The sequence below is a fragment of the Zhongshania sp. genome, assembly GCF_047636175.1.
GTDB lineage: Bacteria > Pseudomonadota > Gammaproteobacteria > Pseudomonadales > Spongiibacteraceae > Spongiibacter.
On record NZ_JBLIKC010000006.1, the window covers coordinates 111212 to 135241 of the forward strand.

At 49.0% G+C, this 24030-nt stretch carries 20 protein-coding genes; 17 read left to right on the top strand and 3 right to left on the bottom strand.

Translation table 11 applies throughout. The features are described 5' to 3' along the window. Positions 1-10 precede the first annotated feature (10 nt). Positions 11-3451 carry a transcription-repair coupling factor gene (gene mfd, locus ACI955_RS05020; protein WP_415242636.1) on the bottom strand — a complete coding sequence of 1147 codons (3441 nt, stop codon included), beginning with the start codon at positions 3449-3451 and terminating at the stop codon, positions 11-13. 162 nt (positions 3452-3613) lie between these two features. Between mfd and ACI955_RS05025 the strand changes: the two genes are divergently transcribed. The 9 genes from ACI955_RS05025 to nqrM all read left to right on the top strand — a co-directional run bounded on the left by ACI955_RS05025 (position 3614) and on the right by nqrM (position 12395). After that, a complete protein-coding gene (locus ACI955_RS05025; RefSeq protein WP_415242637.1) occupies positions 3614-5080 on the top strand; it encodes a glyceraldehyde-3-phosphate dehydrogenase in 1467 nt (488 codons plus the stop codon). 233 nt (positions 5081-5313) lie between these two features. After that, positions 5314-6654 (top strand): Na(+)-translocating NADH-quinone reductase subunit A, encoded by a 1341-nt coding sequence (locus tag ACI955_RS05030; RefSeq protein WP_415242638.1) that lies wholly within the window; start codon positions 5314-5316, stop codon positions 6652-6654. A 3-nt stretch (positions 6655-6657) separates the two neighbouring features. Then, a complete protein-coding gene (locus ACI955_RS05035) occupies positions 6658-7857 on the top strand; it encodes an NADH:ubiquinone reductase (Na(+)-transporting) subunit B (RefSeq protein WP_415242639.1) in 1200 nt (399 codons plus the stop codon). Continuing rightward, positions 7850-8617 carry a Na(+)-translocating NADH-quinone reductase subunit C gene (locus ACI955_RS05040; protein WP_415242640.1) on the top strand — a complete coding sequence of 256 codons (768 nt, stop codon included), beginning with the start codon at positions 7850-7852 and terminating at the stop codon, positions 8615-8617. The genes ACI955_RS05035 and ACI955_RS05040 overlap by 8 nt, the downstream gene beginning before the upstream one ends. 3 nt (positions 8618-8620) lie before the next feature. Further along, positions 8621-9286, top strand: coding sequence for an NADH:ubiquinone reductase (Na(+)-transporting) subunit D (locus ACI955_RS05045; protein WP_415242641.1), 666 nt, complete (start codon positions 8621-8623; stop codon positions 9284-9286). Continuing rightward, positions 9286-9894 carry an NADH:ubiquinone reductase (Na(+)-transporting) subunit E gene (nqrE, locus tag ACI955_RS05050; RefSeq protein WP_415242642.1) on the top strand — a complete coding sequence of 203 codons (609 nt, stop codon included), beginning with the start codon at positions 9286-9288 and terminating at the stop codon, positions 9892-9894. The genes ACI955_RS05045 and nqrE overlap by 1 nt, the downstream gene beginning before the upstream one ends. Positions 9895-9918: 24 nt before the next feature. After that, positions 9919-11142, top strand: a complete 1224-nt coding sequence (gene nqrF / locus ACI955_RS05055) for an NADH:ubiquinone reductase (Na(+)-transporting) subunit F (protein WP_415242643.1) — start codon at positions 9919-9921, stop codon at positions 11140-11142. Beyond that, positions 11135-12160 carry an FAD:protein FMN transferase gene (locus tag ACI955_RS05060; RefSeq protein WP_415242644.1) on the top strand — a complete coding sequence of 342 codons (1026 nt, stop codon included), beginning with the start codon at positions 11135-11137 and terminating at the stop codon, positions 12158-12160. Before nqrF ends, ACI955_RS05060 begins: the two co-directional genes overlap by 8 nt. 1 nt (position 12161) lies before the next feature. Continuing rightward, entirely contained in the window at positions 12162-12395 is a 234-nt protein-coding gene (nqrM, locus tag ACI955_RS05065; protein ID WP_415242645.1) for a (Na+)-NQR maturation NqrM, read from the top strand. A 123-nt stretch (positions 12396-12518) separates the two neighbouring features. On the opposite strand, the gene ACI955_RS05070 is transcribed toward nqrM, so the two are convergent. Further along, entirely contained in the window at positions 12519-13640 is a 1122-nt protein-coding gene (locus ACI955_RS05070) for a 3-deoxy-7-phosphoheptulonate synthase (RefSeq protein WP_415242646.1), read from the bottom strand. Between the two features lie 138 nt (positions 13641-13778). Here ACI955_RS05070 and ACI955_RS05075 point away from each other — a divergent pair, with 138 nt between their 5' ends. From ACI955_RS05075 to ACI955_RS05085, 3 genes are read left to right on the top strand one after another with little or no spacing between them, the layout of a single operon-like run. Then, the gene (locus ACI955_RS05075) at positions 13779-15026 is read left to right on the top strand and encodes a lipoprotein-releasing ABC transporter permease subunit (protein WP_415242647.1); all 1248 of its coding nucleotides are present in this window, start codon (positions 13779-13781) and stop codon (positions 15024-15026) included. A 29-nt stretch (positions 15027-15055) separates the two neighbouring features. Beyond that, positions 15056-15787 (top strand): lipoprotein-releasing ABC transporter ATP-binding protein LolD, encoded by a 732-nt coding sequence (gene lolD / locus ACI955_RS05080; RefSeq protein WP_415242687.1) that lies wholly within the window; start codon positions 15056-15058, stop codon positions 15785-15787. Then, positions 15787-17007 carry a lipoprotein-releasing ABC transporter permease subunit gene (locus ACI955_RS05085; RefSeq protein WP_415242648.1) on the top strand — a complete coding sequence of 407 codons (1221 nt, stop codon included), beginning with the start codon at positions 15787-15789 and terminating at the stop codon, positions 17005-17007. The genes lolD and ACI955_RS05085 overlap by 1 nt, the downstream gene beginning before the upstream one ends. A gap of 1 nt (position 17008) precedes the next feature. Here ACI955_RS05085 and ACI955_RS05090 read toward each other — a convergent pair whose 3' ends face one another. After that, positions 17009-17533: a DUF2062 domain-containing protein gene (locus tag ACI955_RS05090; RefSeq protein ID WP_415242649.1), complete on the bottom strand. Its 525-nt coding sequence runs from the start codon at positions 17531-17533 to the stop codon at positions 17009-17011. 102 nt (positions 17534-17635) lie between these two features. On the opposite strand from ACI955_RS05090, the gene ACI955_RS05095 reads away from it, so the two are divergent. The 5 genes from ACI955_RS05095 (at position 17636) to lpxK (ending at position 23956) form a co-directional block, all read left to right on the top strand. Further along, complete coding sequence (locus ACI955_RS05095) at positions 17636-20011, top strand: DNA internalization-related competence protein ComEC/Rec2 (RefSeq protein WP_415242650.1); 2376 nt, start codon at positions 17636-17638, stop codon at positions 20009-20011. Positions 20012-20075: 64 nt separating this feature from the next. Further along, positions 20076-20714, top strand: coding sequence for a MotA/TolQ/ExbB proton channel family protein (locus ACI955_RS05100; RefSeq protein WP_415242651.1), 639 nt, complete (start codon positions 20076-20078; stop codon positions 20712-20714). Then, positions 20711-21142, top strand: coding sequence for an ExbD/TolR family protein (locus tag ACI955_RS05105; protein ID WP_415242652.1), 432 nt, complete (start codon positions 20711-20713; stop codon positions 21140-21142). The genes ACI955_RS05100 and ACI955_RS05105 overlap by 4 nt, the downstream gene beginning before the upstream one ends. 27 nt (positions 21143-21169) lie before the next feature. Continuing rightward, positions 21170-22972 carry a lipid A export permease/ATP-binding protein MsbA gene (gene msbA, locus ACI955_RS05110; RefSeq protein WP_415242653.1) on the top strand — a complete coding sequence of 601 codons (1803 nt, stop codon included), beginning with the start codon at positions 21170-21172 and terminating at the stop codon, positions 22970-22972. Next, on the top strand, positions 22973-23956 hold the full coding sequence (gene lpxK, locus ACI955_RS05115; protein ID WP_415242654.1) for a tetraacyldisaccharide 4'-kinase: 984 nt from the start codon (positions 22973-22975) through the stop codon (positions 23954-23956). Positions 23957-24030 lie beyond the last annotated feature (74 nt).

Below are 24030 nucleotides of genomic sequence, written 5' to 3' on the forward strand. Positions count from 1 at the left end.
TATCTCAGTTCTATCGAGCCGGTGCTAGTTTCTCTAATAGGGATTCAATAAATTCAAAGCGCTGCAGCGGTTCTTCCATAGCATATTTAAACTTGAGTGCGGTAGCACCATCGAGTTGATAGGTTGCTGGAGCAGACTGCACCATCTGCACTAAACTTAAGGGCTCAACTCGAGTGTCTTCGGCAAATTCTATGCGGCCCGACATCGCCGACGCCTCTATTTTACTCAATCCTATTGTAACCGCTTGTAACCGTAATTCTGCGCAGCGGAACAGGTTTTTAACTTGATTGGGCAGTAAGCCAAAGCGATCGATCATTTCAATTTGAAGTTCACGTAAGGCGTCACCGCTGGCAGCACCAGCAATACGTTTATACAGCATCAGACGACTTTGAACATCGGGTAGGTAGTCATCCGGTATTAGCGCCGGTATGCGTAAATTTACTTCGATATGATCATCGTTGCTATTTTCTAGATTTATTTTCTTGCCCGCTTTAATTGCCTTCACCGCGCGGTCAAGCATGTCCATATACAGGGTAAAACCGATGGTGTGTATTTGTCCGCTTTGTCCTTCACCAAGTAACTCGCCAGCACCGCGGATTTCCATGTCCTGGGTAGCCAAAGTGAAGCCAGCGCCGAGGGCGTCCGCTTCGCTTATTGCTGTTAAACGTTTTTCTGCATCGCCGGTTAACTGCTTGTCCGGCGGCGTCAATAGATAGGCGTAGGCTTGGTGGTGCGAGCGGCCGACCCGACCTCGGAGTTGATGCAGTTGCGCCAAGCCAAATTTATCGGCGCGATCAATAATAATAGTATTGGCGTTGGGCACATCGATGCCGGTTTCAATAATGGTTGAACACACTAATACATTATGGCGCTTATGGTAAAAGTCGCTCATAACCTGCTCGAGTTCGCGCTCGCGCATTTGGCCGTGACCAATGCCAATCCGAAGCTCGGGAATCATGTCTTGGAGATCCCGCGCGGTTTTATCAATGGTTTTAACTTCGTTGTGCAGGTAATAAACTTGGCCGCCGCGCAGTATTTCGCGAAGGATGGATTCCTTTATCAGTGCCGGATCTGATTCGCGCACAAACGTTTTTACCGAAAGCCGTCGCGCCGGCGGGGTCGCAATAATAGATAAATCGCGAATGCCGGCCATCGACATATTTAAAGTCCGGGGTATTGGGGTGGCCGTAAGCGTTAATACATCGACCTCGGCGCGAATGTTTTTGAGGGCTTCTTTTTGGCGAACGCCAAAGCGGTGTTCCTCATCAATGATAACCAAGCCAAGATTTTTATAGACTATCTCGTTGCTCAATAATTTATGGGTGCCGATTAATATGTCGACTTTACCCGCTGCTAGCTCAGCGATCACCGATTTTTGTTCGGCGGCGCTACGAAAGCGAGATAGTACTTCAATATTGACGGGGAGGTCGGCAAAGCGATCTCGGAAAGATTCAAAATGTTGCTGGGCGAGTAGGGTGGTGGGCACCAGAATCGCAACCTGAGTATCATTTTGCACTGCTACAAATGCGGCGCGCACGGCAACTTCGGTTTTGCCAAAGCCAACGTCACCACAGACTAGCCTGTCCATGGGTTTAATGGATTTTAAATCTGCGATAACTGCTTCGATGGCAGTTTGCTGATCCGGTGTCTCTTCAAAGGGGAAGGCGTTGGCGAACTCGTAATAATCTTCGTCGCTCAATTCAAAGGAGCGGCCTTGACGGGCCTCCCTGCGGGCGTATATATCCAGCAGTTCAGCGGCGACATCGCGAATTTTCTCAGCTGCTTTGCGTTTGGCTTTGCTCCACTGCTCGGTACCCAGTCGATGTAATGGCGCAAGCTCATCGTCGGCCCCGCTGTAACGGCTAATGAGCTGTAGCGACGTGACGGGAACATATAATTTCGCGCTATCGGCATATTCTAAGCTTAAAAATTCATTTGCTTGATTGTCGATATTTAAGGTTTGCAAACCAAGATAGCGACCCACGCCATGATCTGCGTGTACCACCGGCGCGCCGATCCGTAACTCTGCCAGATTTTTAACGACATTCTCGGCGGTACTACTGGCCTTCTTCCGCCGTCGGCTTTGAGATACTCGCTTGCCAAAAAGTTGCGATTCAGCAATGAGGGCGAAGGGTATTGGCGAGGTGCCAGAAATACCCTCTTCGAGTGGGGCAACGGTGACGTTAATACTATCTTTGCCGGTGGTGAATTCGCGCCAGTTATTGACCGCCTTGGGCTTGAGTTTATACCGGCCTAATAGGTCGATAAGTGCTTCGCGGCGTCCGGGAGACTCGGCGCAAAAAAGAATTCGGCGATCGCTGCAATAGTCTCTTAAAGCGGCGACAGGATCGGCTTGCTTGCTGTCTATGGTCAGCGTTGGCGAGTTGCCGATGGCAAAATTATGGCTTTTAGCGGAATCGGGGAAAGGTGTCTCACTAATCGTAATTCGTGGGTAATCTTTGAGCCGCGAAAAAATCTCCGGTACGGTCTGAAATACTGTGGCCGGGGGTAGTACAGGGCGGCGTATATCGCCTAAGCGCTGTTCGTAGCGCTGCTGTATATCTTGCCAATAGTGTTCCGCGGCGGCTTCAATACCCGCACTAGTGAGTAGCCAGCTATTGGTGGGTAGGTAGTCAAATAGTGTCCCAGTCTGCTCAAAGAACAGCGGTAGATAGTACTCTATGCCTGCCGGTGCAATCCCGTCACTAACGTCTTGGTAAATTGGGCATTTGCGGTGGTCGACATTAAATTGTTCGTGCCAGTGACGACGAAATAGGGCGACGCCGTCTTCATCTAAGGGTAATTCTTTGCCCGGCAGTAGACGTATTTGTTTGACCGACTCGATGCCACGCTGGGTTTCGGGATCAAAGCTCCGCAGGCTATCAATCTCTTCATCGAGTAGGTCAATACGATAGGGTGATTCGCTCCCCATGGGGAAAATATCAATAATGGCGCCACGACTGGCGTACTCGCCATGCTGGTAAACGGTATCGACATGTCGATAGCCACTCTTTTCTAGCTTCTGGCGAAAAGTATCAATATTGAGAGTTTGACCGATATCAAGCACTAGGCTGTGCTTGCTGACGTAGTCTGGTGGCGCTATACGCTGCATCAGGGTGCTGATCGGTGCGACCAAAATACCGCGACGCATAGTGGTAAGTTCACTTAAGGTGCGCAAACGCTCAGAGACAATGTCTTCATGGGGTGAGAAATTGTCGTAGGGTAATGTTTCCCAGTCCGGCAGTAGTTTCACCGGCAAGCCATCTGCAAAGAACCGCATATTTTGTTCTAGTTGATACGCCGAGGCCGTGTCTGCGGTGAGTAATAACAGCGGCGCATCTAGGGAGTTAGCTAGCTCTGCGGCGAGTAAGCCGTGACTGGCGGCAGGAATGCAGCCCCAGTGAAGGGCTCCGCCCTTAGGGGGCTTTACAATGGCAGGTAATTCAATCACAGGTGAAATTCGACTTCTTTATCAGCTTAATACACCATTATAACCTGCAAGTGGTAGTTATTACATTGCTACATATTGGTTGAACAGTTGAACTTAGGGTCAGTAATAAAGATAATACGCCCTCAAATTCCTCCTTCCCTCCGAAAGTAAAGGGTATCTACTGTGATTGAAAGAAGACGTGAGCGTCCTGATGACTACTTCGCCGATTGGAAAGAGCGTGAAGCATTAGCAGAGGGGATGATTCCCCTAATTGGTAAGTTGTACCGTACCAATAACGTGAAAACCTATATCTATGGAAAGAACCTGTCTAATCTCTCGGTTCTGGACATTATGCAAGCGCATCGCTTTGTGCGTCAGGTAGAGCAAAGTGAGCTGTCAGAGTTCGAAACTTTCCCCGTCATTCAAGCATTGGCTACCCTGGATCTTGGCACTGCACATATTGACGCAGGCCGAATTGCGGTTGCCTATGAAGAAACCGGCAAGCCGGCTGGTCAATCAGTAGAAGAATTTGTTCGCAGCCAAGTCGCAGGTTTGATTGGGGTCTCTAAAGAACCCGTTCGTCCACCCCGCGATGTCGTCCTTTACGGCTTCGGACGTATTGGTCGCTTAGTTGCACGTTTGCTAATCGAAAAAACCGGTGGTGGCGACAATTTGCGATTAAAGGCCGTTGTTATTCGTCATGGCGGCGCCGAAAATGATTTAGTTAAGCGGGTGAGCTTGCTGCGTCGCGATTCGGTACATGGACCTTTTAACGGTACAATCCGAGTAGACGAAGATAGGCAGTCTTTTGTAGCCAATGGCGTCGAAGTTAAAGTGATTTATGCTAATTCACCTGCTGAGGTTGATTACACCAAATATGGTATTAACGACGCTATCCTGGTGGATAACACGGGTAAATGGCGCGACACAGAAGGTTTATCAGTGCATTTGGGCTGTCCCGGTATCTCCAAGGTCATTCTGACTGCGCCCGGTAAAGGTGAAATGAAGAATATTGTTCACGGCGTAAATAGTCATGAGATTCTGCCGACAGACACTATTATTTCAGCAGCAAGCTGCACTACTAATGCAATCGCACCACCGCTTAAGGTATTAGATGATAAATTTGGCGTTGAGGGTGGTCACGTTGAGACTGTTCACTCGTATACTAATGACCAGAACCTAATTGACAACTACCACAAAGGTGATCGTCGCGGTCGCAGCGCGCCATTAAATATGGTTATCTCCGAAACTGGGGCCGCCAAAGCAGTCGGCAAAGTGCTTCCGCAGTTATTGGGCAAGCTTAGTGGCAACGCGATTCGCGTGCCTACGCCGAATGTCTCTTTAGCTATTTTGAAGTTGAACCTGAAGACTGAGACAACGGTTGAGGAGTTGAACGAGTTTATGCGCCGGGTGGCATTGCATTCGCCACTGCGTAAGCAGATTGATTATTCAAACTCGCCTGAAGTGGTATCCAGCGATTTTGTCGGCTCACGTCATGCTTGTGTATTCGATAGTGAGGCTACCATTGTCAACGGCAAAAGTGCGGTGCTGTATTGCTGGTACGACAATGAATTTGGGTACAGTTGTCAGGTGCACCGCATTCTTGAGCAAATGGCCGGCGTAAATTACGCAGTTTACCCTCAGGACTAGACGGGGAGGCTAGCTTAGGTAATGTCATGAGCTGGCCTAGCCGTAAATGTTTGCAAAGTCTGTCATATCCTTGGGGTTGCTCTAGCAAGCACATCCGTGAGTCTTTATACTTGCGAGAGTTTTTTCATGCGTAGCTGAACATTCAGTTTTCGCATTATTTCAGGAGCGCTTTCGCACTCCCCTTACGCAAATTTGCAATTTCGCGTTTAACCGTAAGAGTATTTGCCAAACTTATGATTAAAATTACCAAAGGGCTGGATTTACCCATGTCGGGTGAGCCCGATCAGCGTATTGAGTCCGGCTCAAAAGTGCGTTCGGTTGCGGTAGTTGGTTTCGATTACATCGGTATGAAGCCTACTATGGCGGTCAAAATCGGCGATCGTGTCAAAACGGGTCAACTTTTATTCACCGACAAGAAAAATGAAGGCGTGCGTTACACCTCGCCGGCAACAGGTCTTGTTTCTGCGATTAATCGCGGTGAAAAGCGAATTCTAGAGTCGGTGGTTATCGATGTAGAACAAGACGACTACCAAAGTTTCAACCAGTATGATGCATCTGCGCTGTCTACGCTGACAGCCGAGCAGGTAACGGAAAATCTCGTGGAATCCGGGCTTTGGACTGCGTTTCGTACCCGGCCGTTTAGCCGTATCCCTAAGATTGGCAGTGCTCCAGCCGCAATTTTTGTTACGGCGATCGACACTCAGCCCTTGGCTGCTGATCCAGCGCTTATTATTGCGCGGTCAGAGCAAGATTTTACTAATGGCCTGGAGCTGCTTTGTCGTTTAACTAGCGGTAAAGTCCATTTGTGTGTGGCGCCTAATAGAAATATCCCTAGCCTAGATAATGACCAACTGCATGTCGCTGAATTTGGGGGCGCTCACCCTGCAGGCCTGGCTGGCACTCATATTCACTTTCTGGAAGGGGCGAGTGCGCTCAAGATAGTATGGTCAATTGGCTATCAAGACGTTATTGCGGTTGGTAAGTTGTTTACCACAGGTAAATTGAGTGCCGACCGAGTGATATCACTGGCGGGACCTCAGGTTGAGAATCCACGCTTAATTGCAACCCGTTTGGGCGTCAGCCTTGATGAGTTGTGCGCTGGACAACTTATACCAGGCGATAACCGTGTTATATCCGGCTCGGTGTTGGGCGGTAGGACGGCTCGCGGCGCAACCGCATTTTTAGGGCGTTATCACAATCAAGTAACGGTCCTCGCAGAGGGCAATAACCGTCAATTTATGGGCTGGTTATCCCCAGGGGTGAATAAACATTCCCTGCTGCGTATTTACTGGTCACAGTTTTTCAAAAAACGTTTTTCTTACACTACTAGCACGAATGGCAGCGAGCGGGCAATGGTACCAATCGGGGCATATGAAAAAATAATGCCCCTAGATATTTTGCCGACCCAGTTACTGCGTTCACTTATCGTTGGTGATACCCAAGTTGCACAAACTTTGGGTTGTTTAGAGTTGGATGAGGAAGACCTCGCGCTATGTACTTACGTTTGCCCTGGCAAATATGAGTATGGGCCAATCCTTCGCGACAATTTAAGCCGTATAGAGAAAGAGGGTTAAATCATGGGGCTGAGAAAAATTCTCGATGATATCGAGCCAAGTTTTGAAAAAGGTGGTCGTTTTGAGAAATGGTATGCGCTGTACGAAGCAGCCGATACTATTTTTTATACGCCGTCATCTGTAACTAAGACAAATGCTCATGTTCGCGACGGAGTTGACCTAAAGCGAGTCATGATTACAGTCTGGTTTTGCGTCTTCCCGGCCATGTTCTATGGTATGTGGAACATTGGTTTTCAGGCCAACCAAATCATGCTGGATACTGGCATTGTCGCAGGGGAGGGCTGGCGTCATGTCATGATTTCAATGTTGGCGGGCTACGATCCAACAAGCATCTGGGATAATCTCTGGCACGGTGTCTGGTTTTTCGTTCCGGTTTACGCGGTAACTTTTGTTGCTGGCGGCTTCTGGGAAGTGTTGTTCGCAGTAAAGCGCGGCCATGAAGTTAACGAAGGCTTTTTTGTTACTTCTATACTGTTCGCACTCATCTGCCCTCCGAATATACCGCTGTGGCAAGTGGCCTTAGGTATCAGCTTCGGCGTTGTCATCGGTAAAGAAGTGTTTGGTGGTACCGGCAAGAACTTCCTTAATCCGGCTTTAACGGGACGCGCTTTCCTATATTTCGCCTATCCTGCCCAATTGTCAGGTGATGCGGTATGGACCGCAGTTGATGGCTATACCGGAGCAACAGCCCTATCGATTGCGGCTAGTGATGGTATGGCTGCAGTGCAGCAGCAGATGACTTGGATGGATGCTTTTGTTGGTAACGTACACGGTTCAATGGGTGAGGTGTCCACGCTAGCTATACTGATTGGCGGCTCAGTTTTGCTTTGGACCGGTATTGCATCTTGGCGAATCGTTGCTGGGGTATTACTCGGCACATTCACGCTCACGGCTTTATTTAACTCGATGGATAGCAGCACCAATTTGATGATGGCAATGCCGTGGCACTGGCATATGGTTGTGGGAGGACTTGCTTTCGGTATGATGTTTATGGCGACAGACCCAGTTTCTGCCTCAATGACGAATACCGGCAAATGGGTTTATGGTGCACTCATCGGTGTGATGGTGATTTTGATCCGAGTTGTCAACCCAGCCTTTCCAGAGGGCATTATGCTGGCAATTTTGTTTGCCAATTTATTTGCAGCTTTAATCGATCATTTTGTGGTCGAGGCAAACATCAAGCGGAGGTTGGCACGTGGCTAACAACGATAGTACGCAGAGAACACTTCTGGTTGCCCTAGTTCTCTGTATTGTCTGCGCACTGGTTGTTGCCAGTGCTGCAGTAATGCTGAAGCCGGCTCAGGTAGCCAATAAAGCTCTAGATCGTAAAAAGAATATTTTGGCAGCAGCGGGTTTGCTTATTCCGGGTGAAGATATTGAGGCTCAGTTCAAGCAAGTAACCACAAAAATCATTGATTTGCGCACAGGTAAATTTTCCGACGAGATTGCGCTCAAAGGTTTTGAGCAGTCTAAAATAGCGAACGACAGCGAAACCTCAATTGCACTGGGTGACAATGACTTGGCCGATATACGCCGCCGCGAAAATTTTGGGCTGGTGTATCTGATCGGTGAAAACGGTAATTATCAAAAAGTGATATTACCGGTACGTGGTTATGGTCTTTGGTCTACCCTCTACGGCTATCTAGCCTTGGAAGAGGATTATAATACGGTGGCTGGGTTAGGCTTCTACGAGCATGGCGAAACCCCAGGTTTGGGCGGCGAAGTAGATAATCCGAAATGGAAAGGCTTGTGGCCCGGCAAAGAAATTTATGATGATGGTGAGGTTGCCATTCAACTGGTCAAAGGTAATGTGGATTCCTCAACAATGGGCGCTATTAACAAAGTTGATGGCCTATCTGGTGCAACATTAACCAGCCGCGGTGTCAGCAACTTATTGCAATTCTGGATGGGTAGGCTGGGTTACCAAGAATTCTTACGTAACTTGCGTCAAGGGAAGGCATAGACTATGTCAACAATTAGAGAAGCCCTAACTAATCCAATTATCAAAAATAACCCTATTGCGCTGCAGATATTGGGTATTTGTTCCGCCTTGGCGGTGACCTCTAGTTTGAAGGTGACACTGGTAATGTGTCTTGCGGTGACCTTGGTTACCGCCTGCTCTAGCTTTTTGGTATCGCTAATTCGCAAGCAAATTCCGGGCAGTATTCGGATTATCGTCCAAATGGTCATAATTGCCTCCTTGGTAATATTGGTCGATCAGCTGCTTAAAGCTTACGCGTTTGCAATCAGTAAACAGTTGTCGGTGTTTGTCGGTCTGATTATCACTAACTGTATTGTCATGGGCAGAGCCGAAGGCTATGCCATGAAAAATCCGCCGGTGGCGAGCTTCGTAGATGGTATAGGCAACGGTTTGGGCTATAGCGTGGTGTTATTATCGATTGCTGTGGTTCGTGAGCTGTTTGGCTCTGGCAAACTGTTAGGCTATGAGATACTTCCGCTGGTGACTGATGGCGGCTGGTATGTGCCTAATGGTATGTTGCTGTTACCGCCAAGCGCCTTCTTTTTGATTGGTTTTTTTATCTGGATTGTTCGGTCCGTGAAAAAAGAGCAGGTTGAAAAAGCTGATTTCAAGATTACTAAAAATACCCGCAGTGTTAAGGAGGCATTTTAATGGAACATTACATTAGCCTATTTGTGCGCTCGGTATTTATTGAGAATATGGCGCTAAGCTTTTTCTTGGGTATGTGTACTTTCTTGGCGATATCCAAAAAGATCCAAGCCGCGCTCGGTTTGGGTATTGCTGTGATCGTAGTTATGGCTGTGACCGTACCAGTTAATAGCCTTATCTATAATTACCTTCTGAGAGAAGGTGGTTTAGCGTGGGCCGGTTATCCAGAGGTGGATTTAAGTTTCCTTGGTCTATTGAGCTACATCGGCGTTATTGCCGCTATTGTTCAGATCATGGAAATGGTTTTGGATAAATATGTCCCTGCGCTCTACAGTGCGCTAGGGGTATTTCTACCATTGATTACCGTTAACTGCGCGATCTTGGGTGGTTCATTATTTATGGTCGAGCGCGATTATAATTTTTCGGAGTCAGTAGTTTACGGTGCTGGTGCCGGTACAGGCTGGGCCCTAGCTATAGTGGCGCTAGCAGGCATCCGCGAAAAGTTGAAGTACAGTGATGTACCGGAAGGCTTACGTGGTTTGGGTATTACTTTTATCACCGTTGGCTTGATGTCCTTGGGCTTTATGTCCTTCGGCGGCATTGTACTTTAACCGAGAAAAACGGGAGACCTAGTTATGAATACAGTAGTTATTCTCGGTGTGGGAATGTTTACCGCGATAGTATTATCGCTGGTTTGCGTTATCTTATTTGCACGCTCGCGTTTAGTGAGTAGCGGCAATGTCACTATTGAGATCAATGGCGAAAAGAAAATCACAGTACCCGCTGGTGATAAATTGCTTAACACTTTATCTGGGCAGGGCGTATTTTTAGCGTCTGCCTGTGGTGGTGGCGGCAGCTGCGCGCAATGTAAGTGTATTGTTACAGATGGTGGTGGCTCTATGCTGGCTACCGAAGAAGCGCATTTCAGTCCTCGCGAAGCCCGTGAAGGCTGGCGTTTATCCTGCCAGACTCCGGTTAAGCAGGACATGAAAATTGAAGTGCCTGAAGACGTGTTCGGCGTTAAACAATGGGAATGCACCGTTCAGTCTAATAACAACGTGGCAACCTTTATTAAAGAGCTGGTCCTGAAACTGCCTGAGGGCGAGAATGTTAACTTCCGTGCAGGCGGTTACGTTCAGTTGGAGTGTCCGCCGCATCACCTAAAATATTCTGAGTTTGATATTCCCGCAGAATATAAAGGTGACTGGGAGCGCTTTGGCTTTTTAAATGTAGAGTCAAAAGTGGAAGACACTGTAATTCGCGCTTACTCTATGGCGAACTACCCAGAAGAGCGGGGCATTGTTAAATTTAATATTCGCGCTGCAACACCGCCGCCAAACAACTTGACGCTGCCAGCGGGTCAAATGTCTTCCTGGACATTTAATCTTAAAGCTAGCGATAAGGTGACGGTATACGGTCCTTTTGGCGAGTTCTTCGCGAAAGAGACTAACGCAGAAATGGTGTTTGTCGGTGGTGGTGCTGGTATGGCGCCAATGCGTTCACATATTTTCGATCAGCTTATACGCCTTGGTTCAAAGCGCAAAATTACGTTTTGGTACGGCGCGCGTTCAATGCGTGAAGCCTTCTACGTAGAAGAGTACGACAAGCTAGCCGCTGACAATGACAATTTTGAATGGCATTTGGCATTGTCAGATCCGCAGCCGGAAGATAACTGGACGGGCAAAACGGGTTTTATTCATCAAGTTTTATATGAAAATTACCTGAAGGACCATGACGCACCAGAGGACTGTGAGTTCTATATGTGTGGCCCGCCAATGATGAACTCAGCGGTTGTTAAGATGCTTGAAGACCTTGGTGTTGAGGCTGACAATATTCTGCTTGATGATTTTGGTGGCTAAAATTATATACCGCCCGATAAAAGCAGCCTTGGTGCTGCTTTTATGTTTATTAAGTGCCTGTTCTCCCACGCCGCCAGAATTTCTGCAGCTCAGCGGCATGACGATGGGTACTACCTATCATATTACCCTGCGTAATCCCGGCGAATGGACAGAGCAGTCCTTAAAGGCGGCCTTAGACGACCGACTTGTGGCCTTTAGTCAAATCGCATCTACTTATATTCCGGATTCCGAGCTCAGCCAGATAAATACCATGCCAGCGGACGAGTGGCATCAGCTTACTCCAACGCTGTTTGATATTTTAGTGTTGGCGGCGGAAGTAAGTTGGTTGAGTAATGGCGCGTTTGACGTCACAGTGGGACCGCTGGTTGATCTGTGGGGATTTGGGCCAGATAAACACGACGGCAGACCTGACGAGGGTGCCATTAAAAAAACCTTAGAAGACGTTGGCTTTGACCGTATTGAGTTAGATTTGGCTGAGCACAAGATTAAAAAAACTGCGCCGCTGCGTATTGACCTATCTGCGATAGCCAAGGGTTACGGTGTAGATGCCGTGGCTTTATGGCTAGAGTCTTTAGGCAGTGCGGATTACTTGGTGGAGATTGGCGGCGAAATGCGCGTTGCCGGACTTAGCCCTCGCGGGGACTCATGGCGAATAGGCCTTGAAAGCCCAGATTTAGAGGTTAACAAAACCACGCCCATTCTATTAGGTAATATTGGGGTGGCGACGTCAGGGGATTATCGAAACTACTTTGAAGAAAATGGTGTGCGTTACTCACATACCATTGATCCACGCACTGGTCGGCCGATTACGCATAATCTTGTCTCAGTCACCGTGTTGGACCCGTCTTGTGCTTTTGCAGATGCGATGGCCACGGCATTTTTGGTGTTGGGTGGTGAAAAAACCATGCAGCTGGCGGAACAATTGGCTATTCCCGTTTACTTAGTAGAGAAGACGGCAGACGGGTTCAGTAGCCGTTATAGCTTATCGTTTGGCCCCTATCTAGAAGAGGAGAATTAATATGGCGACCATTTTTGCAGCTTTTATCGTAATGCTCCTTATTGTTGGCGCGATGTCCATCGGGGTACTGCTGGGGCGCAAGCCTATTGCAGGTTCTTGCGGTGGTGTCGGCGCGGCCCTTAATGATCCAGATTATACTTGTGATCTTTGTGGCAATGACCCTAATAAGTGTACTGAAGAGAATGACAAATCTCGGCAGATAGCATCTAAGGCAGAGTTTTACGACGCGAGCTGATACTCGTTGCGGGTGCTCGCCCGCACAGAGTATAGGTGTTAATAAGTTCGTTGAGGTACATCCTTCCCAGGGTGTTTTGCCTTCAGTGCTACTTTCTGTCCGTCATGACCCTAAACCTAAACCCTATGCATTGGCCGTATGCTGTTTCCATGCATCCACCCGCGCTAAATAAGCTGCTCTAGCAATCTCCATATCCTTCAGGAAGGGCTCTAATTCGTTTAGCGTTAACGCTTGTGGGCCATCTACGAGTGCCTTTTGTGGCGCGGGGTGAAAATCTACTAAGATCATATTTGCGCCGGCTAGCACGCCTTGGGCCGTTGCGTGGCAGAGCTCAAGTACGCCGTCGGGGGCGATGTCTCTGCTTCCCACCGAGTGGGACGGATCAATACACACCGGCATTCTCGTCAAGCGTTTAACCGTGGGCACCTGGGCAAAATCCACCATATTTCGGTGGGGCGCACCAAATTCACTTTTCATACCCCTGAGGCAAAAGATCACCTGACTATTCCCGGCGCTGGCGAGATATTCGGCGGCATTTAATGATTCGCTGAGGGTAATACCGAAACCACGCTTTAGCAGGGCGGGATACTCACTTTGCTTGCCGATCGCTTTTAGCAACTCGAAATTTTGCGTATTTCTAGTGCCGATCTGCATAATCACGCCGCATGGATTGCCCGCGGCCTTCAGGGCCTGATCTATTTCCTCCATGTGACTTTCATGGGTGACTTCCATGGCGATGACCTTGATACCATGTTTACCTGCCAAGTCGAAAACCCAAGGCAAGCAGGTTTTACCATGACCTTGAAACGCGTAGGGATTGGTTCGCGGTTTATACGCTCCCATTCGCGTGCAGCTGAGGCCATTAGCTTTCAGCGCGATCATCATTTCTTCGACGTGTTTAGGATTGTCTACCGCGCACAGGCCGGCAAAGATATGCAGCGAGTCCTGATCGAAGCTTAAACCTTTGTACTGGAAGCCCGTTTGGCGGTGTACAGCTTTGTGGCGACCTAAAATGCGATACTCTTCAGAGATTCGGATTACTTTTTCTACCGCCGGCAGCGCTTCTATTTCATCGATGCTGAGGGTATGGGTGCTACCGAGCAGATATATTTCATGGAGCAGCTGCTGTTGGCCGCTGACTTGGTGGTGTTGTACTGTGATGCCCGATAATTGTTGGAGGTGACCGAGAGTCTTGATGTACGCGGGGTCTGTATCTTTGATGTTGGGGTGGAGTATCAAAAGCATTTAATCTTCCTCTCAGATATCGATATTATATAGCCGCACAATGCCAGCTTAATAATTATTAGTATCACAGCGCAATCATTTGGTGCCTAGTGATAGTATAGGCGCAGATTTACAACAGGGATTTTTGTATTCATCGCTATGGCAGTTCCGCTTTTTCTTCGTATTGGCATTCGCTATTTTTATCGCGCCTCGGGCAGTGATCGTTTTCTGTCGCTGGTGTCTTGGTTCTCATTACTAGGCATGCTAATTGGCACCGTGTCACTTATTGTGGTGATGTCGGTCATGAATGGCTTTGAGCGGGAATTACAGCAGCGCGTGTTGTCGGTTGTCCCTCACGGCTATATAGAAGGTCCTCAGCAGCGTTTAGCTGCTTGGCCTGAATATATCCAGCAGCTCAGAGGCAGCGAAGGCGTGAAAGGCGTGGCGCCTTATGTGGGCGGAAAAGCCATGTTGTCGTCTTTTAAACGACTCCGTGGCGTTGCTCTATACGGCATTGAACCACAGCAAGAGCGATCGGTGTCTGCGGTCGCGGAACATATGGTGGCGGGGCAGTACTTGGGTGATGATGCCGGCAAGTACCAGATTATTTTAGGCGATATTTTAGCCCGCCAGCTCGGGGTGAATATAGGTGATGATCTTACTGTTATTTTACCCAAAGTGACGGTGACTCCCTTTGGTTTATTTCCCCGCGAAAAGCGATTTCAGGTTAGCGGGGTATTTAGCGCCGGTGCGCAACTTGATGGCACGAGTGCATTTATCCATATAGCGGACGCCCAGCGACTGTACCAGTTAGGTAATGATGTTGAGGGCTTGCGTATTCAGCTAGCGGATATGTTTGCCGCCCCAGATTTATTACCCAAGCTTGCGGCAATGATGCCAGCTGGTAGCGTCGCGGTAACTTGGGGTGATAGTCAGGGTAGTCTTTTCCATGCGGTGAAAATGGAGAAGCAGATGGTGCGCTTATTGTTGCTATTCATCGTATTGATTGCGGCGTTTAATATTGTTTCTATTCTTAGTATGGCGGTATCGGGTAAGCGCGGATCTATTGCGGTACTGCGCACCATGGGTGCTACCCCTGCCACGATCATGGCGACCTTTGTGGTGTACGGTATGGCAACAGGTATTATCGGCCTGTGCTTGGGCTTGATTGTGGGGGTGCCGCTGGCGATTTATGTTGGCGACCTAGTGGCTTGGCTGGAGCAGCTAAGTGGTATGCAAATTTTTAATCCGGACGTCTATTTTATTACCCGCTTGCCGTCATTTTTACAGTGGTCGGATGTCGCAGTTGTGAGTGGGTTTGCCTTGTTATTAAGCCTTTTGGCGACCTTGTACCCTGCATGGCAGGCGTCTCGGGTCCAGCCTGCAGAGGCTCTGCGCTATGAGTAAAGAGTGTTGTTATGTCTACTGCTGATGTGATGTCAGGTTCTACGTCTGTTGATTCGACTACCGTTGATTCAGTTCCTAGCGATTCTGTACTAGCGTGCCGTAAATTATGGAAGTTCTATGTTCAAGGTTCTGAGCAACTTACCATCTTGAACGACATCGATTTGGATATTGCCAGCGGAGAACGTATCTCTATTGTGGGTCCATCGGGTGCGGGTAAAACGACCTTGCTGCATATGCTCGGTGGGCTAGATGTGCCGTCGCAAGGCCGAGTGCTGGTGCGAGGACGTGATATTGCGGCAATGAGTGATCGTGATCGCAGCCGTTTACGCAATCGAGAACTGGGTTTTGTGTATCAATTCCACCATCTTCTCAATGAGTTCTCTGCTCTTGAAAATGCGGCCATGCCCTTGTTAATTGCCGGCGACAAACGTGCTGTTGCCTTTGAGCGCGCCGGGGCTTTATTAGATCGGGTTGGCTTGGGACATCGGCTAAAACATCGGCCCTCACAACTTTCTGGCGGCGAACGGCAGCGCGTAGCCATAGCAAGGGCCCTGGTTAATGAGCCCGCTTGCGTTTTACTGGACGAGCCAACCGGCAATCTGGATGGCGACAATGCTGAGGCCGTGCAGGCGCTGTTATTAGAGTTAAATAAAGAACTGGCAATTAGCTTGGTGATAGTGACCCATGATTTAACATTAGCTGGGCGTATGGACAGGGTGCTCAACTTATATGACGGCAGCTTGCACGAGGCCAAGGCCTAATGCGCTCCTTATCCGTCTATATTGGTTTTCGCTACAGCGCAGATCGATCTGGTAATCAGTTGGTGTCGTTTTTATCGCGCTTATCGATGCTTGGTTTGGTACTCGGTGTTGCACTACTTGTGGTGGTGCTGTCGGTGATGAACGGCTTCGACCGCGAAATGCGTAATCGAATCTTAGCCCTGGTGCCGCATATCACCCTGCAACCTTGGTCCGATCAGCAAGTCGATTGGCAGCAACTTAAGCAGGACGTTGAGCGTCATCCACATGTGCTGGCCACTGCGCCGTTTGTGCAGGGCAACGCCATGTTGATCAAGGGCGCTGCGGTTGAGCCCAGCGTATTTTTTGGGGTAGATCCGGCTGCAGAAAAACGGGTTTCTGTTATTGAAGAATATGTTGATCTCGATATATTAACACCAGACGCATCGGGTCTTATTCTTGGCAAAGCGCTGGCCGATCGTCTTGTGATAGAAGCAGGTGACAGGGTAACGCTGGGCGTACCGCAGGCTGAGGGGCGGCAAAATATCCGGTTTGTGCAAATGAATGTGGCCGCGGTGGTCGCGACGGGCACAGAGTTAGATCAGCAGCTAATATTGATGCATATTAATCAGGCTCAATCACTGTTTAGCGAAGCGCCGCCGGTATCGCTTAGAGTGTCGGTTGACGATGTGTTTGCCGCGCCCCAAATTGCCTGGGAACTCGCATCGGTTCACGGCAGACATTACATGCTGAAGGATTGGAGCCAGCAATTTGGCAATATGTACCACGCGATTCAAATGTCGCGTAAGTTGGTGGTGATTATGCTTCTGGCGGTGGTTGCCGTGGCGGTTTTTAATGTGGTGTCCACCCTGGTAATGGTGGTAAATGATAAACGCGCCGATATTGGTATTTTGCGCAGTCAGGGGGCCAGTCAAGGCGATATTTTACGAATTTTCCTAACGTATGGCGCTATTATCGGCGCGGTCGGCGCATCTGCTGGCGGTGTTGTCGGGGTGCTGTTGGCATTAGGTATTAGTGATTTAGTGGCAGGGATAGAAAGCATCTCTGGGGTCAAATTATTGCAGAGTGACGTCTACCCTATAAATTACCTGCCGTCAGACGTTCGAATCCCTGATGTACTTATGGTGTGTGCTACTGCGTATATGATGAGTTTATTGGCGACAATTTATCCCGCGTGGCGGGCATCCAGAATGCCACCGGCAGAGGCCTTGCGCAGTCATTGAGCTAAGGTCTGGCTTGCCGAGACCGCTGCCGTTTCCGCCAGCGCTTAATCACATGGACACGCCAAAGAATATGAACACTTGCGGCGCCAACAAGACCCGATAGCAGGCCAGTAAGAAAGCAGCCTAATATCAAAGGCCGCCAGAGATGGGTGAATTCCTCGGCTAGCCAAGCCCAAGATAGCTCGAAGTGAAAGGTATTAGGAGGTATCCCCATCGCCAAGGCGCCGAGTTTATAGGTGAAGTAAAAGATGGCTGGCATAGTGATCGGATTCGTAATCCAAACCAGCATCACCGAGATAGGAAGATTAGCTCGAAATACGATGGCCGCCAATGCGGCGAGGATCATTTGGGTTGGAATGGGTACAAAAGCAATAAACAGCCCAAGGAACGACGCCACGGTGACCGAGCGTCGGTTCAGATGCCAGAGGTTGGGATCATGAAGCAGGCTGCCAAAAATACGCACCGAGGGGTGTTCACGTATTTTTTCGGGCGTTGGTAGCCAGCGTTTAAATAGTTTTCGAGCCATCCGTGCAATTCTAATTTACTATTTTGAAAGATAAAATCCACCGAGCCGCAGACCGGTAATATAGGGTCGTTATTATGCACGGTTCCATCGGGGTACTCCAGCATGTTGTCATGGATGACGGCAGCGATAGTCGGTCTTATAGCGGTTGCGTTTGCTTCCGCGCTGCCCAGCTATGTCGTATTAGGACTAATCTGCTTTTTGAGTGTGCTGCTACATATAGCGCTGCGCTCAAGGCTCAGCGCTAGTTGGCTAGCGTTTTCGCTCGCTGTTGGCTATGCCAGTTGTTATGGGTATTGGCGGGTGTCGCTATTATTGCCAGAAGGTTTAAAGACCAGTGATTTTACTGCCACAGTCGAAGTTACAACCGTTCCCGAGCCACGACAAGGTTTCACCTCCTACTATCAATTTGACGCAAATTTAATCGCGCTAGCGTGCGGCGACGATCTACCCGATAAGAAATGTCGTCTTCCATCGTCATACTCGGGTTTTGGCTTAGTGCAGTTGAATTGGTATGCAGATTCACCACCTCAATTTGGCAGCGTTTTCACGGCGAGTCTGCGTTTGCGCCAGGCCCACGGCTATCAATCGCCGGGCGCATTTGATTATGGCCGGTGGATGTTTGCCAGCGGATATTCTGCTCGTGGTTATGTGCGTAACCCAGAGATGTCGGTCTACCTAAATTCAAAACCTGCATCGTCATTTAATAGTGTTCGTCAGGGGATTGTGGACAAGATCGGCCGCCATCTAGAAAAGTATCGCCATGGTAATATTATGAAGGCGCTGCTGTTTGCTGATCGCAGCGATATTGGCCGTGAGCAGTGGCAGGTGTTTGCGCGCACTGGCACCAACCACCTAATGGCAATATCGGGTATGCATATTGGCATTGTTTTGGCTTGGGGGTTTTTTATTGGCCGGGTTTTTGGCGCACTGTTACCGCGAGCTAATACCTTGGTAATAGGTGCCTATATTGCGTTGTCCTTTGCTTTTGGCTACGCCGCATTAGCTGGTTTTTCAGTGCCTACTAAGCGCGCACTAATAATGGCAATGGCGGCTTTAATTGCCTTTTGTTTACAGCGCAATGTCTCTGTGTGGCAGGCATATATTACGGCCATGTTGCTGGTATTAATTATCGATCCCTTGGCGCCACATCGAGCGGGCTTCACTTTATCATTCGCGGCGGTTGGCGTATTGCTGTTTGCATTTCAAGGCCAACGGCGCAGCAAACAGCTGGGCAGCCACTTTGCAAAAAGTTTATTTCGTTCCCAGTGGGTAGTACTGCTGGGCCTAATTCCGCTATTAATGATGTGGGGCTACGGGATAAGTCCAGTTAGTTTTCCGGTTAATTTATTGGCGATTCCATTACTCACAGTGCTGATACTACCCTTACTATTTTGCGGTTTATTGTTGATAGGCTTGGCACCATCACTGGCGGATAGGAGTTGGCGGGCTGCAGATTACTTGCTTGATATCTTGATGAATGGACTCACCTTAACGGCGGGAAGTTTTCCGCAAGTCTTTGTGCCAATTTCCATGTTCAGCTTTGTTCTTATGAGTATTTCTGTTTTGGTGTTATTGCTGCCCCGCGGCACACCCGCAAAGTGGCTTGCGATGGTGTCGCTGCTATGTCTTTTCTTGATGCCACCGTCACGGCCCAGTGTGGGTTCAGCTTGGGTGACGACGCTAGATGTGGGGCAGGGCTTGTCGGTCTTAGTGCAAACAGCCACAAAAACCTTGATATACGATGTTGGCCCTGACTTCGGCAGTGGCTTTAATACCGCAGATGCCGTGGTGATTCCAGCGTTGCGACGTTTCGGTATTGATAAGGTAGATATATTGGTAATCAGTCACGCAGATAGGGACCACGCAGGCGCTGCGCCAGCGCTTTTAAAAGAAATAGACGTGGCTGAATTACGTGTTGGCGAAAATCTTGCTGAGGTAAATAAAGACGCTTTAGCTTGCGCTAGACCCCATCGCTGGAAGTGGGATGAGGTTGATTTTGAGTTTCTTAATAGCAATGGTGACCGCAGTTTGACGGGAAACAACGCATCTTGCGTACTACGCCTTAGCTCAGGCCGGACATCCTTGCTACTGACGGGAGATATAGAAAAATCGATCGAGGGCAAATTAATCGCGAGCGGGCAAACTTTGTCGGCAGATGTATTAATCGCTCCGCACCACGGCAGCAACACTTCATCAAGCATCGAGTTTCTTCGCGCGGTGTTACCTTCCAAGGTGGTGTTTTCTGCGGCTCGCAATAATCGCTATGGGCACCCAGCGGAGTCAGTAACTCAGCGCTACACACAACTGGGCACTCGATGCTGGTCTACGGCTTATCATGGGAGTATTCGATTTAGATTAGACGAATTTGGCGCGGCGCTCGATAAAATGTGGGGAGGCGGTCGATACTATTGGCAAATTGATGGATATTCACCGGAATCTGGCGAGGAAATATGCAGCAAATTGCATTCCGGACACTGATTCGCTTTTTACCCCGGCATTCCCTCCGTATAATACCTGCACATAAAAATTGAAGGGATTGAATGTGCTGGAATTGGTGAAAGCCGGTGGTTGGCTAATGCTGCCCATTATTGCGTCCTCTATTATTGCGATGGCAATCTGTGTAGATCGCTTCCTTAAATTGAATCCCGATAAAGTCGCGCCGCGAAGTTTGCTGAATCAGGTGTGGTCCTGGTTGCAAAACAAGCAACTTGACGCTGCAAAACTGCGTGAATTACGCCGCGGCTCTCCACTGGCTAGGATCTTGGCGGCAGGATTGGCGAATGCCAAGCACGGCCGAGAGATTATGAAAGAGAGTATCGAAGATGCCGCCTCGCCGATTATCCATGATTTAGAGCGCTACCTTAATGCCCTCGGGACGATTGCAGCGGTTGCGCCCTTGCTCGGTTTGCTGGGTACGGTGTTAGGGATGATTCGTGTGTTTACCGAAATCATGGTGCAGGGAACCGGCAATGCCGGCGTGCTTGCCGGCGGTATTTCAGAAGCCTTAATTACCACCGCCTCCGGTCTTTGTGTGGCGATTCCCGCCTTGGTTATGCATCGTTATTTTTTGCGAAGAATTGATGAAATTGTGGTCACCATGGAGCAAGACGCTATAAAGCTCATTAATGCGATGCACGGTGAAGTCCAAATTAAGGATTCGTCGGCAGGAAAGGCCGCGTGAAATTTAAACGTCAGCGAGTGGATGATGGCGGGGTAAATTTAACGCCGCTCATTGATGTTGTGTTTTTGTTGCTCATTTTTTTCATGGTATCGACAACCTTCACTAAAGAAAGCCGCCTTAAGCTCGAACTCCCTACTGCGCGAGGCGAAGCTGCGCTGCAAGAAAATAATGTCTTGGAGGTTGTGGTCGATGCCACGGGGCATTACCGCGTTAATGAAAGGACTTTAGCGGTGCATACCTTAGACGCATTAATGACTGCAATGCGCGATGCTGCAGCCAATAACAGTGACGTGCCGGTGGTTATTACTGCTGACGCCAAGAGCCCGCATCAATCTGTGATTACCGCAATGGATGCGGCGGGTAGACTGGGGTTTGCTAAACTTAGTCTAAGCACTCAAGATCCAGAAATGACTTCTGTTGACCAGTAATTATTAGTATCAGGAACACCCAGTATTATGAGTAATGAACAGTCGGATCTAGCAATATACGGACGGCTAATAAAGTACGTATTGCCGATGTGGGCGATGTTTTTATTAAGTGTACTGGGTTTCTCAGTGTTCTCCGGCGTGCAGGTCTTACTTGCCGATATGATGCAGTTAATTGTTGATTATATTGGCGGCAATATGGTCCCAGGTGAGGGTGGCCTGTCAGCCAAGTTTATGTGGAAGCTTGGCGGCGATGACTTTGTGATAACGGATGCTCGGCTTTGGATCGTGCTGATGATGGTCTTCCTAGGGATTCTTCGCGGTATTGGATATTTCGCAGGTAACTATTTTATCTCTATAGTTTCTCATAGCTTGGTTCACAATCTGCGCTGCGAGCTATTTCAAAAAATGCTCTACATGCCGAGTTCTTACTACGATCATAATTCAAGCGGCGTGATGATTTCTAAAATCACCTTCAACGTAGAGCAAGTCACAGGTGCGGCGGTCAACGCAACTAAAGTGGTATTGCGTGAAGGTACGTTTGCCATCGGCCTCATTATGTTTCTGCTGTATTCGAATTGGAAACTCACCATGGTGTTTTTCGTGGCCTTGCCGATTATTGCGGTCATTGTGTATTGGGTTGGCAAGCGGTTCCGCAAGATCAGTAAAAGTATTCAAAATGCCATGGGTGATGTGAATCAGGTCACCAACGAATCGATTAGCGCCTACCGAGAAATTCGTTTGTATGATGGCATTAGCTATGAACAGAAACGATTTGATGAGGCCAGTCAACGCAACCGCTCACAGAATATTAAAATGGCTTTTTACAATGCTATTAGCCCCTCGGTTATCCAATTCCCGGTCGTACTGGCGACGGGTGTGCTGGTTTGGATTGCGCTGGGCTTAGGCGGTGAAATGTCACCCGGCGCGTTTGTCGCATACTTGTCGGCGGCCTTGTTTTTACCCAAGCCCATGCGTCAACTTGCCGATGTGAGCAGCACGATTCAAAAAGGTCTGGCGGCGGCTGAAGATATATTTGAGTTCATTGACACCGAGCAGGAAAAAGACACAGGCACCTACGTTAGCGACACGACCAAGGGCGATATCGCAATTAAAGGTCTGAGTTTCGCCTATGCCGAAGGCGGCGAGAAAGTATTACGGGATGTAAACTTAAGCGTTGGCGCCGGGCATTCCTTGGCCCTCGTCGGACTGTCAGGTTCGGGCAAGTCAACCTTGGTAAGTCTTATTTCTCGCTTCTACGACCATTCAGAGGGCGAGATACTCTTAGACGGTATTGATGTGCGCGAGTACACGCTAGAAAATCTTCGCGACAAAATGGCTCTAGTCACCCAGCAGGTCACCCTATTTAACGACACTATTTTTAATAATATTGCCTACGGAAAAATGGCCGGATCTACGCCTGAGCAGGTTCGCGCCGCGGCTGAAGCCGCGCATGCGATCGAGTTTATTGATCAACTACCCAATGGCTTCAATACCATGATTGGTGAAGACGGCGTCATGTTGTCTGGTGGCCAGCGCCAGCGGCTAGCGATAGCGAGAGCATTCTTAAAAAATGCGCCGGTACTGATATTTGATGAAGCGACGTCAGCCTTAGATAACCGCGCTGAAAATCATATTCAGCAGGCTATGGAAGAGATAATGAAAGGTCGCACTACCATTGTGATCGCGCATCGCCTATCGACCATCGAAAAAGCCGATCATATTGTGGTGATGGAAGCGGGAAGAGTAATGGAGCAGGGCAACCACACTGAGCTGCTGGCGCTGAATAAACGTTATGCTCAGCTTTACAACAAGAATTTTGAGGAGCAGTAAATGTTCTTAGAGCAGCGTATTAACGCTGCTTGGTACGGGCGCGCGGGCTGGCTATTACTGCTGTTTCCTCTCACGCTGTTATTCCGGCTTATCGCAAGGCTGCGGCGGTCTTTTATTGCGCCGCAGCCCTGTGGTGCGCCAGTCATTATTGTCGGCAATATCACTGTTGGCGGCAGCGGAAAAACCCCTGCGGTATTGGCTTTGGCTGAATTCTGCCGTCATCGCGGCTATCGCGTGGGCATTATCAGTCGAGGTTACGGTGGCCAGGCGCCTCATTATCCCTACTTGTTAGACGTGGGTACTGAGCCAAGTATTGCCGGCGACGAACCCTGTCTGATTGCACGCCGTAGCGGCCTGCCGGTTGCAGTGTCGCCGGACCGTCTCGCTGCGGCAAAATTATTGGTTGAGCAAGAGCGATGTAATATCATTATCAGCGATGATGGCTTACAGCATTATCGTCTGGCGAGAGACATAGAGATCCTATTGCTTGACGGTCAGCGTGGTTTTGGCAACGGCTTCTGTTTGCCTGTGGGCCCTTTGCGAGAACCTATCGCTAGAGCCAGTCAGGTTGATCTCACCATTATTAATGGTGGCAGCGACACACTTCGCGGTCACACTATGTTACTCGTAGGCGAGACCGCCATTAATTTGAGTGACGGTGAGCGTCGTGGGTTGAGTGCCTGGCCAGAAGCGGAGCGCCGCATTCACGCGGTAGCCGGCATTGGCAATCCATCGCGATTTTTTCAGGCCTTGCGGAGCAAGGGTTTTTTGGTGATCGAACATGCTTTTGTCGATCACCACGCATTTACTGCAGCGGATCTTTATTTTGGCGATCAATGTCCAGTAATCATGACGGAAAAAGATGCGGTAAAGTGCGCGCAATTTAATGTTGAAAATTGCTGGGTGCTGCCGGTAGATGGCGAGATTGGCTCTGCTTTTTACGACGAATTTACAATATTACTTGAGCGCTTAGCTACGCCTTAATGTAATCCACACAACAGTTTGCTGTGCTTGCTCGCTTGAATTGCGGGGTACGGCGCGACGAACAGCTCGGAGCT